The organism is Luteitalea sp. (assembly GCF_022842525.1).
GTDB lineage: Bacteria > Acidobacteriota > Vicinamibacteria > Vicinamibacterales > Vicinamibacteraceae > Luteitalea.
Genome location: NZ_JALHPM010000195.1, coordinates 1 through 11,296, shown reverse-complemented (window position 1 = coordinate 11,296; position 11,296 = coordinate 1). Strand labels below are relative to the sequence as shown.

General features: G+C 69.3%; 7 protein-coding genes and 1 tRNA gene. 4 read left to right on the top strand and 4 right to left on the bottom strand.

The features are described from left to right. Positions 1-99: 99 nt before the first annotated feature. Positions 100-176: transfer RNA gene (locus Q0C41_RS25935), tRNA-Pro, on the bottom strand. A gap of 253 nt (positions 177-429) precedes the next feature. Between Q0C41_RS25935 and Q0C41_RS25930 the strand changes: the two genes are divergently transcribed. From Q0C41_RS25930 to Q0C41_RS25920, 3 genes are all read left to right on the top strand, one after another. Next, on the top strand, positions 430-873 hold the full coding sequence (locus Q0C41_RS25930; RefSeq protein WP_291988918.1) for a PAS domain-containing protein: 444 nt from the start codon (positions 430-432) through the stop codon (positions 871-873). 39 nt (positions 874-912) lie between these two features. Beyond that, entirely contained in the window at positions 913-3,648 is a 2,736-nt protein-coding gene (locus Q0C41_RS25925) for an alkaline phosphatase family protein (RefSeq protein ID WP_291988916.1), read from the top strand. A 119-nt stretch (positions 3,649-3,767) separates the two neighbouring features. Next, the gene (locus tag Q0C41_RS25920) at positions 3,768-6,104 is read left to right on the top strand and encodes a fatty acid desaturase (RefSeq protein WP_291988914.1); all 2,337 of its coding nucleotides are present in this window, start codon (positions 3,768-3,770) and stop codon (positions 6,102-6,104) included. Between the two features lie 3 nt (positions 6,105-6,107). Here Q0C41_RS25920 and Q0C41_RS25915 read toward each other — a convergent pair whose 3' ends face one another. From Q0C41_RS25915 to Q0C41_RS25905, 3 genes are read right to left on the bottom strand one after another with little or no spacing between them, the layout of a single operon-like run. Next, positions 6,108-7,358 carry an MFS transporter gene (locus Q0C41_RS25915; RefSeq protein WP_291988912.1) on the bottom strand — a complete coding sequence of 417 codons (1,251 nt, stop codon included), beginning with the start codon at positions 7,356-7,358 and terminating at the stop codon, positions 6,108-6,110. Continuing rightward, positions 7,355-8,833, bottom strand: a complete 1,479-nt coding sequence (locus Q0C41_RS25910) for a family 16 glycoside hydrolase (protein WP_291988910.1) — start codon at positions 8,831-8,833, stop codon at positions 7,355-7,357. Before Q0C41_RS25910 ends, Q0C41_RS25915 begins: the two co-directional genes overlap by 4 nt. Before the next feature lie 35 nt (positions 8,834-8,868). Beyond that, on the bottom strand, positions 8,869-10,206 hold the full coding sequence (locus Q0C41_RS25905) for a Gfo/Idh/MocA family oxidoreductase (protein WP_291988908.1): 1,338 nt from the start codon (positions 10,204-10,206) through the stop codon (positions 8,869-8,871). Positions 10,207-10,285: 79 nt separating this feature from the next. On the opposite strand from Q0C41_RS25905, the gene Q0C41_RS25900 reads away from it, so the two are divergent. Next, complete coding sequence (locus Q0C41_RS25900; RefSeq protein ID WP_291988906.1) at positions 10,286-11,131, top strand: AraC family transcriptional regulator; 846 nt, start codon at positions 10,286-10,288, stop codon at positions 11,129-11,131. The last annotated feature ends 165 nt before the right edge of the window (positions 11,132-11,296 follow it).

Here is an 11,296-nt window from a genome sequence, read left to right as displayed (position 1 = left end):
GAGGATGGCTCCGGGGGGAGGATTCGAGCCCGACGGCGAGCCGCTGGCGGAGCCGCGGGCCTGAAGGCGGTCGCGCCGACCAGCCGAGCAACGCGAGGATGGTCGGGGCGACAGGATTCGAACCTGCGACTTCTCGCTCCCAAAGCGAGCGCTCTACCAGGCTGAGCTACGCCCCGTCCCCGACCGCAGCCGTCGATCGTACTACACCGGCGAGTGGGTACCCGTCCCGCGCGCCTCCCTGCCGCCCGGCGCCAGGCGGCGTGGCCACACCCTTGCATGACGACGCGGGCCGGCAGACCGGCTGGATCTCGGTTGGCCGGGACGTCACCGGGCAGTTCCGTGCGCGCACCGAACTCCGCGCGCCGCACGACGTGCTCACCGACATGGTGGTGGGCGTCGACGACGGGTTCTGGCTGTGGCACATCCCGCGTGGCGCGGCGCGCTTTCAGTCAGCGGTGGGCGGCGATGCTGGGACACGATCTGGCGACGCTCACGCCCCACGTCGACACCTGGACGCGCCACGTGCATCCGGACGATCTGCCGCAGGCCTGCAAGGCGCTCGACGACCACGGGGCGCTGACCGACATCACCGCACGCAAGGAGATGGAACTCGCCCTGCATGCGCGCGAGGCCAAGCTGCGCGAGGCCCTGGCCGCCAACGAGGCGCTCGTGCAGGAACTCCGTCAGGCCCTCGATCGGGTCAGGACGCTGGCCGATCTCCTGCCGCTCTGCATGCACTGCCGCAAGGTGCGAGACGACGATGGCGACTGGGCCCAGATCGAGGAGTACGTCGCGTCACACACCGACACGTCCTTCTCGCACGGGATTTGTCCCGAGTGCCTCCGGACGCACGACCCGGAGTACCCCCAGTAGGGCGTGTCCGTTCGCCTGCGGTTGGGTATGCTCTCCGGCGTGCCTCGCGCCGCGCGTTCTGCCATCGCCACGTTCTTCGTCGTCACCTTGTCGATCGCCGGGGCCGGCGTGTGGCTCGTGCGTTCGGGCAGCGCGCCATCGCGCGCCACACAACTCGAGCCGCCCGGACGAATGGAGCAGGCCACGATTCGCGGCACCACGGCCACGCTCGTCAATGGCCGTCGCGTGACACCGGCCGGCATCGTCATCCGCACGCACTCGTACGCGTGGGGGCTGGCCATCAGTCCCGACCAGTCCCGCGCGGCACTGTTGCGGGCCGATGCGATCGAGGTGGTCGACCTGGCCCCACCGCATGCCATCCGGCGCTATCCGCCGCGGGGGACGAAGGACGAGTCGTACGGGTCGGGCACCTACATGGGCGTCACCTTCTCGCCCGATGGCCGGTCGCTCTACTACAGCAACGCCAACGAGGGGCAGATCCTGCGCCTCGACCTCGATACGGGCCTGGTCACGCCTGTCGTCGACATCGACGACGACACCGTCACGGACAGCTTCGTCGGCGACTTCGTGCTGACGCGTGACGGCACCACCATCGTCGCCGTGGACCAGGCCAACTTCCGGCTGGTGACGATCGACGTCGCCGCGGGCCGGGTGCGGCAGTCCGTGCGCGTCGGGCGCCACCCGTTCGCCATCGCGCTCTCGGCCGACGAGCGCACCGCCTGGGTGTCCAACGTCGGCATGTTCGAATACCCGCTCATTCACGGCGTCACCCCGGAGAATCGCGCCACGGCCGGCATCACGTTCCCGGCGTACGGCATCCCCTCGAGGGAGGCCGTCGAGGGGACCACGGTCGAGGGCGTGGCGGTGCCTGGTCTCGGGCCGCTCAATCATCCCGACGCGATGTCGGTCTTCAAGGTCGACCTCGCCTCGGCGACGGTGACGCAGAAGATCCACACGGGCTATCTCGTGGGCGCCGAGCGTGGCGACACGCGCACCGTTGGCGGCGCCAGTCCGGGCGCGCTGGCGGTCGGGCGCGATCGCATCTACGTCTCCAACGCGACCAACGACACGGTCAGCGTGCTCGACGCCGCCACCGGCGCGCGGGTGGCCGAGATCGAACTCAACGTGCCCGGGCTCGAGACGCTGCGCGGTGTGCTGCCGTTCTCGGTGGCGCTGACGGCCGACGAATCGCGGCTCTACGTCGCGTGCGCGGGGCTCAACGCGGTGGCCGTCATCGACGTGCGGACGCGGCGCGTCGAGGGCTACGTGCCGGCGGGCTGGTTCGCGGCGCTGCTCGCCCTGTCACCGGATGGCCAGCGGCTGTACGTGGCGAGTGCCAAGGGACTCGGATCCGGTCGGAACGCCGGGCCCGACTTCGCAGACCCGGGGCGCGGCCTGCATCCCGGCGACATCATGCAGGGCACCCTGCAGATCGTCGACGCACCGCGCGGCACCGTGCTGACCGACGGCACGCGACAGGTGGTGGAGAACACCTACGTGCGGCGGGCCGTACCCGCGGAGGCGTCGCGCCGACTGCCGTACGACAACTCCCGTGCCGACGGCCCGATCACGCACATCGTCTTCGTCGTCAAGGAGAACCGCACGTTCGACCAGGTCTTCGGCCAGCGGCGCAACGCGCGCGGCAATCCGGCCGGGGCCACCCTCGGGCTCGGGGTGCGGGTGGCGAGTCGCGACGGCACGCGCGTGCTCGACCGGGTGGACATCACGCCGAACCACCATGCGCTCGCGGACCGGTTCGCGATCAGCGACAACTTCTACTGCGATGCGGATCAGTCCAACACCGGGCACCGCTGGGTCGTCGGCGTCTACCCGAACGAGTGGGTCGAAGTGAACGCGCGATCGCGCATCGAGTCGCGTCCCTTCGGCACCGCGCCAGGCCGGCGCAACGTCAACGGCGCCAGCGCCGTGATCAACCCCGAGGACTACAACGAAGCCGGCGCCCTCTGGGAGCACCTGTCGCGACACGCCGTGTCGTTCTACAACTTCGGCTTCGGCGCCGAGATGCCGCAGTCGATCGAGGAGCAGATGCACAAGGAGACCGGCATCCGCATGGCGGTCTCGTTCCCGCTGCCCAAGGCGCTCTTCGACCGATCCTCGCGCAAGTACCCGACGTACAACATGGCCATCCCCGACCAGTACCGCATGGACATGTTCGAGGAGGAACTGCGCGATCGCTGGGAGAGCGGAGACGAACCACTGCCGTCCCTCCTCACGATCGTCCTCCCCAACGACCACATGACCGGCGAGCATCCCGAGGACGGCTATCCGTTCCGCGAGTCCTACGTCGCCGACAACGACCTGGCCCTCGGCCGCCTCGTCGAGCGGCTGTCGCACACACGGTGGTGGCCGCACATGCTCATCGTCGTGACCGAAGACGATGCGCAGGGCGGCACCGACAGCGTGGACGCGCACCGATCGCTGCTGATGTTCATCAGCCCGTGGGTCAAGCGGGGCTACGTCTCGCCGGTGCTGGCCAGCTTCGGCTCCGTCATGCGTCTGCAGTTCACCTTGCTGGGCCTGCCAGCGCTGAACCAGTTCGACGGGACGGCGACGCTGGTGGACGACATCTTCACGGACACTCCGGACATCACGCCGTACTCGGCCCTCGACGTGGACCGGCGCCTGTTCGACCCGGCGGTGGCCTTCTCGCCGTTCGACCGCCGCTTCAACTGGAAGGCGATGGTCGAGTCGCCGGTGATGGACGATCCGGCCGACATGCGCCGCGACCTCGCCGCCGCGCCGTCACGTCCGTGAGCTCGGCGGCGGGCGTCCGGCGAGCGGTCCCTCTGTAGCAGCGACAGTCTGGCAATTGTTGCGGCGCCGACCTCCCGCCGCCGCCGCGCCCTGGCCGACGGTACTGTGGAAGCACGCCCATGACGACCGTCACCCTCACGCCCGTCGCCGCGGACGCCGAAGAGGCACGCCGCAAGGACTACAGCCTCGTCGGTCGCGACACCGTGCGCGCCATCGAGCGCGGGCTCGCGGACGCCGACTGGTACACGTCACCGGTCCCGCGTGACGTGATGCGCGAGCTGCTCGAACGCCGGGATGGCCCGGCCATCCGGGACACGCTGCTCTACTTCGGCCTGATCGCCGCGAGCGGGTGTGCGACCTGGGCGCTCTGGCAGTCGTGGTGGGCACTGGTGCCGATGATGATCTACGGCGTGCTCTACGCCTCGGCGTCGGACGCGCGTTGGCACGAGGCCGGCCACGGCACGGCCTTCCGCACCGACTGGATGAACAACGCGCTCTACGAAGTGGCGTCGTTCATGGTGCTGCGCGAGTCGGTGCCGTGGCGCTGGAGCCACACCCGTCATCACAGCGACACCATCATCGTGGGGCGCGACCCCGAGATCGCCATCCCGCGGCCACCCGACCTGCTCGAGATGTTCCTCAAGGTCTTCAACTACCGGGCGTGGCGCCGGTATGTGACCAACATCACGCTGCACGCCATCGGACGGGTCACGCCGATCGAAGCCACCTTCATCCCGCCGTCCGAGTACCCGAAGGTGTTCCTGCGGGCCCGCCTCTACGCCGCGATCGTGCTGGCGATGATCGGGCTGTGCGTGTACTTCCGCACCTGGCTGCCGTTCGTCTTCGTGCTGGGCCCCAACCTCTACGGCGCGTGGCTGATGGCGATCTATGGCTGGACGCAGCACGCCGCGCTGGCCGAGAACGTACTCGATCACCGGCTCAACTGCCGGACGATCTACATGAACCCGGTGCACCGGTTCCTCTACTGGAACATGAACTACCACACGGAGCACCACATGTTCCCGCTGGTGCCGTATCACCAGTTGCCGCGCCTGCACGCCCTCGTCAGGGACGACTGCCCGGAGCCGTACCCGAGCCTGCTGGCGGCATACCGCGAGATCGTGCCGGCCGTGCTCCGCCAGATCCGCGAGCCAGGCTGGTACGTGCGCCGCGCGCTGCCGCCGACCGCGCGCCCCGTCGGCACCCGACCGACGGCCGCGGCCATCATCCCGACGGGTGTCCCCTCACCCGAGGGCTGGATCGACGTGTGCGCCAGCACCGTGCTCCGCGCCGAGGACGTGATTCGCGTCGACCACCACGACCAGACGTACGCCGTCTATCGCACCGCACGAGGCACGGTGCACGCCACCGACGGCATGTGCACCCACGGCAACACCCACCTGGCCGACGGCATGGTCAGCGGCACCCTCGTCGAATGTCCGAAGCACAACGGTCGCTTCGATGTCGTCACCGGCGAACCGCGCCGCCTGCCGGTGTGTCTCGCGCTGCGGACCCACGCGGTCAAGGAGGAGGGCGGACGCGTGTGGCTGAACGTCTCCCGCGCCCAGGTCCCTGATGCGTCGGCCCCGGTCTACACGTTCCGCGTCGTCAGCAACCACAACGTGGCGACGTTCATCAAGGAGCTGGTGCTCGCGCCGCTCGCGCCGGACCGGGAGTCGGGCGTCGACAGTCGGGCCTCGGACTGGCCGGCATACGCCCCGGGGCAGTACATGCAGCTGCACATCCCGGCGTACGGCGAAGTGCGGCTCTCCGAGATCGCCGTCGACGAGCCGTATGCGTCGGTGTGGGCGGCGCATCACCTGTTCGACCTGCGGGCGCACAACACGCTGTCGGTGAAGCGCAACTACTCGCTGGCGACCAATCCGGCCTCGCCGACCCGCGAACTGCGCTTCAACGTGCGCATCGCGACCCCGCCGAGCGGGCAGGACTGCGACGCCGGCGCCGGGTCGTCGTGGGTGTGGCGACTCAAGCCCGGCGAGACGGTGCAGGCCAGCGGGCCCTTCGGCGACTTCCTGCCTCGCGACGGCGATCGTGAGCTGGTGTACGTCGGCGGAGGGGCTGGCATGGCGCCGATCCGTGCGCACCTCTCGCATCTGTTCGAGACGCTGCAGACGGGACGTCAGGTGTCGTACTGGTATGGCGCACGCTCGGGGCAGGAGGTGTTCTACGAGGATTACTTCCGCGACCTCGAAGCCAGGTTCCCCAACTTCCGTTTCCATGTCGCGCTGTCGGCACCGCTGCCCGAGGAGGACTGGCGCGGCGCCACCGGCTTCATCCACGACGTCCTGCGTCGTGCCTGCCTGGCCACACATCCGAGCCCGTCGTCGGCCCAGTACTTCCTCTGCGGTCCGCCCCTCATGGTGCAGGCGACGCGGGAGATGCTGCGGCACGAGTTCGGCGTCGCCGCCGCCGACATCGTCACGGACGAGTTCTAGCCGCTACAGGTCCATCGGCTCGAGCTTCGGCAACAGGAGGTGGATGGCCAGCAGGGCCAGCGAATACGAACACGCGGCGATGGCGAACGGCACGAAGAAGTTGTTGTTGGTCGCGTCGAGGACCCGCGCCACCAGCTGGGCGAAGAACATGCCGGCGATCGAGCCGGCCATGCCGCCGATGCCGACCACCGAGCTCACCGCCTGTCGGGGCACCGTGTCGCTCACCAGCGTGAAGAGGTTGGCCGCGTAGCCGCAGTGCGCGGCCGCGGCCAGCGTGACGATCGCCACCGCCCACCACACGTGCGTCACCGGCACGAGCGGGGTGAGGAAGACCGGCAGGATGCACACCGAGCAGACCAGCAGGGCGGTCTTGCGGGCCGCGTTCACCGTCCAGCCGCGCCGCAGCAGCGTCGACGACAGCCAGCCGCCCGCGATGCCGCCGAGGCTCGCGACCGTGAAGATGGTCACCAGCGGCAGGCTGCTCTGGGTGAGTCCCAGCCCGAACCGTTTGTTGAGGAAGTCGGGCACCCAGAAGATGTAGAACCACCAGACCGGCGATGACGCCATCATGCCGATCATGAACGCCCACGTCTGCGGCCGGCCGAGCAGCGCCGCCCAGGGCAGGGGCGGCCGCGGCGGGTCGGGCGGATCCTGGCGGATGTACGCCAGTTCCTCGGCGTTCACGCGCGGATGCTGGTCGGGACTCCTGTAGATCCAGAGCCACGCCGCCAGCCACAGGAAGCCGATCGCCCCGGTGACCACGAAGGCGCCTTCCCAGCCCCAGCGCGACGCCAGCCAGGGCACCACGATCGGACAGGTGATGGCGCCGACGTTGCTGCCGGCGTTGAAGACGCCGGTGGCGAAGGCGCGCTGTTCCTTCGGGAACCACTCGCTGACGGCCTTGACCGCTGCCGGCAACGTCCCGCCCTCCGCCAGCCCGAGCGCGGCCCGTGCGGCACTGAAGCCCACCACCGTCGTCATCGCGCCGTGCGCCATGGCGGCGACGCTCCACAGGGCGACGGCCACCGAGAAGCCGAGGCGGATGCCGAAGCGGTCGAGCAGGCGACCCGAGACGGCATAGCCCACGGCGTACGCGGCCTGGAACGCCGTGACCATCCAGCCGTAGTCCTTCTGGTCCCAGCCGAGCGCCTCGTCGAGCAGCGGCTTGAGGACACCGATCACGGCCCGATCGACGTAGTTGATCGTGACCGCGAAGAACAGCAGGACGACGACGGTCCAGCGGACCGAGCTCACCGAGCGTCGAACTCGCGGATCTTGAGGTTGCGGAACCAGACCACCGTGTCGTGATCCTGCAGCAGGAGGGGCGTCCGGATCTTGTCGGCAAAGCCCTTGACGTCCTTGAACTTGCTGGTGGCGATGCCGCGCGCGGCCTGCTCGCTGGTGATGTCGTACCCGAGCACGAGCACGCCGTTGAGCCAGTGCTCGACGGTGGTGCCGCGCACGACGAGCCGCGACGTGTTCCACTCGCCGACCGGGCGGGCGGCCGTCTTCGCCGCAGGGATGACGTCGTACCACGCCCCGGTCTTCTGGCGCTCGTTCAGGGACATCACCGTGTAGTTGTCGTCGTCGATCGTCTGGTACTCGTGGCCGATGGCGCCGCCGGCATTGCCCCGCGCCTCGTCGACGAAGTACTTGATGCCGCTGTTGCCCTGGAACGACAGCCGCCAGTCCCACGCGAACTCGAAGTCGCCGTACGACGTGGTCGTGATGATGTCGCCGCCCTTCTTGCCGAGGCCCTTGATGGTGCCGTCCTCGACCACCCACCCCTGGGTGGGGAAGTCGCGCTTGCCAAAGCCCTTCCAGCCGCTGGTGGTCCTGCCGTCGAACAGCAGCCGCCAGCCCTCGGCCTCTTCACGCGCCGTCAGGGCGTTCTGCGGCGGGGCGCCCGGGGCGCGCTCCTCGAGTTGCGTCGCGATGCGGCGCCACGTGGCGATGTTGGCCGCGAGGTTCTGGCGTGGGTCGCCAGGAACGTTGTAGGCCTGCAGGCCGATCGGGCCGTCGTAGCCGGCCGCCTTCAACTGCTGCAGGTAGCCGACCATGTCGAAGTCGCCCTGGTCGAGCCGCGTGATCCACGTCTTTGCCGCCAGGTCCACGCCGTTGATGCTGACACGCGTGGCCAGCGGGGCCACGGCCTTCAGCGTCGCGTCGAGCCGGTCGCCGACGCCGCTCATGAACTCGTGACACAGGTTGATGCTGGCGCCGACGTTCTTCCGCTTTGCCTTGCCGACGATGCGGGCCGAGTCGGTGGCGTGCTCGACATAGAAACCGGCGTGACCGTAGAGCGCGACCTGCACGCCCTGCGCCTGCGCGAGGTCGGCTACCTTGCGCACGTTGTCGACGGCGCGGGCGTCGTGATTACCCGTCACCTTCGATTCGCGCACGGTGATCCACAGCACCGTGTCGGTCCCCTTCAGCAGGCGGATCGCCTCCGGCAGCCGAGGATCGAATGCCTCGGTGTCGATGTACGTGTGGACGTAGAGGCCGTAGATCTTCAGCCCAACGGCGGCGAACGCCTTCTGCCAGCGCGCGAGCTCCTCCGGCGTCGTGTAGTTGTAGCTGATACCGTCGTAGCCGAGTGCCTTCAGCGTCTGCGCCTGCTGTTCGGGCGTCCAGGACCCTCGCCCGGCGCCGTTGTCGAAGACGAAGAACTCGGGACGAGCCACGGCGAGTGGCGCCAGCAGGAGCACGAGCGCGAACGCGAGCGCCACGCGGCCGATGCCGAATGCCGAATGCCGAATGCCGTTCACTTCGTCCCCCAGTCACCACGACCCGCGGGGGCCTGCAGGTGGCGGTTGGCCTCGTCGTCGTTGGTGAAGCGTTCGGCGGCGGGATCCCATGTCAGGGCCTTGCCCTGGCGCTTCACGCCGATGTGCGCCAGATGGCAGATCGAGATGGTGCGCTGTCCGATCTCGGCATCCTCCATCGTCTGGCCACGACGCTTGACGGCGTCGATGAAGTCGACGCGCTCGCTGCGGAGCGGGAAGCGGAGAGCGTCGGCGCCCAGCTGCACCGCGAGGATCGAAGGACGGCTGGCTTCGAGGAACTCGGGATGGGCGGCCGACTTCGAGTAGTTGACCTGCAGCCAGCCCTTGTCGCCCTCGAAGCGGATGTGCGGCTGGTCCATCGTGTAGAACATCTCGACGCCGTTGGCGAACCGGTAGCGCGCGTCGAACGTCTCGAGCACGTCCCAGACGGGGTCGTCGTGGTACTTGCCGGTGGCCTGGACCTCGATGGGACCGGTGCGTTCGGTGCCGTTGGCCCACTGACAGATGTCCACCAGGTGCGCGCCCCAGTTGGTGAGCATGCCGTCGGCGTACATCGTGCTGCGGAACCAGCCGGGCCGCCCCTTGATGTCGCGCGGATTGTGCACGCGCTTCTGCATGTAGGGTACCTTCGGGGCCGGACCGAGCCACAGGTCGTAGTCGAGTTCGGCGGGCACCGGCGCCTCGACGGCGGCCTCCTGGGGGAACTCCTCCTTCGGCGACGCGACCCGGATGGTGCGCAGCGTGCCGAGGTGTCCGTTGCGGACCAGTTCGACGGCACGATGGAAGCGCTCGAGCGAGCGGAACTCGCTGTCGACACGGAAGACGCGCTTGTGCGTCGCCACTTCGTTCACGAGCTGACGCCCTTCGGCGATGTAGCGGGTGATCGGCTTCTCGAGCGACACATCCTTGCCGGCACGCAAGGCCATCAGCGCCATCGGCACGTGCCAGTGGTCGGGCGTCGAGATCATGACGGCGTCGACGTCGGTGCGGGCCAGCACCTCACGGAAGTCGCGATAGGTGGCGCATCCCTTGTACGTGCCCGAGGGGGCCTTCGTGGCGTAGGTGGACTCGACGAGGGTCTTCGCCCGATCCAGGCGCCAGCTGTCGACGTCGCACACCGCCACCACCTGCACGCCGGGCACGGCCATGAACTCGGGGATGTTCATGGTCTGCGCCTGGCGACCGGTGCCGATGAACGCCAGCGTGATGCGCTCGCTCGGCGCCTGCCTGCCGAAGACGCGCGACGGCAGGATCGTGGGGACGGCCGCACCTGCGGCGATCAGCCCCGCGGACTGGAGGAACTCTCGGCGTTGCATGGTCCGACCAGCGTAGCCGGAACGCCCCGTGGCGCAATCCCCTTGAACATGCCGCAGAAATTGAGTGAATGTTGGTGCTATGTCTGGCCCGGAGCGCCGCCACCTCTACCTGCCGGCCCGCGACCGCTCCTTCTGGAAGGCGCAGGACGCGACGCTGCCGCTGCTGTACCTGGCCTGGGGCACCCGGGACTTCCATCGGCAGCCGATTCCCGCCAGCCGCCACGAGGGCTGGGTCTGCGTGCTCATCGAGGAGGGCGCGCCCACCATGGTCGTGCGGCGACAGGCGCTGCGGATGCCGGCCGGGACCCTGGCCCTGATCGGCCCGGACTGCCCCTTCGGCTGGAAGGGGGCCGCGTCGGGGCAGTCGCGCTTCCGGATGTGGATGTGGCGGTCGTTCACCGGGACCATGGGCCGCACCGACCTGCGCGCGTCGTACGTGACGCGGGCACTGGCGCGGCACGAACGGCAGCCGTTCCTGCAACTGCACGACCTCTGCCGGCGCGAGGTGCTGCGCGTGCCCGGGCCCGACGCGTCGTATCTCGAAGGCTGCCGCATCCTCTTCGATGCCACCATCCAGCGTGAGGTGCTGGATCGTCGCGAGGCGGGCGGCGACGCCTCCGACGGCGTGGCGCTGGCGCGGACCTGGATGCGCGCCCACCTCGACTCGCGCGAGCCCATCGCGCGATTGTGCGACTACCTCGCCGTCTCGCAGTCGACGCTCTACCGGCTGTTTGCCGCGGCCGAGGGCATGAGCCCGCTGGCGTACTTCCACGAGGCGCGCATGGCGCGGGCCCGCGAGTTGCTGACCACCAGCACCCTCTCGGTGAAGGAGGTGGCGCACGTGCTGGGCTACGAACACGCCAACGACCTCAGTCGGGCCTATCGGCGCCGCTTCGGCGAGCCACCGACCCACACCCGGCGGTAGGCGTCCGGCGCCAGCGCTGGACGTATCATCCCGCCCATGCCGAGATCCGTCGAGACGCCGTCGCCGTCACCCACCCGTCGCTCCTCCCGCCGCGCCGCCGTCGCGGCCGGACTCGCCACGCTCACCGGCGCCGCGGCGGCCGCCACGGCACCTGAGGGGCAGCCC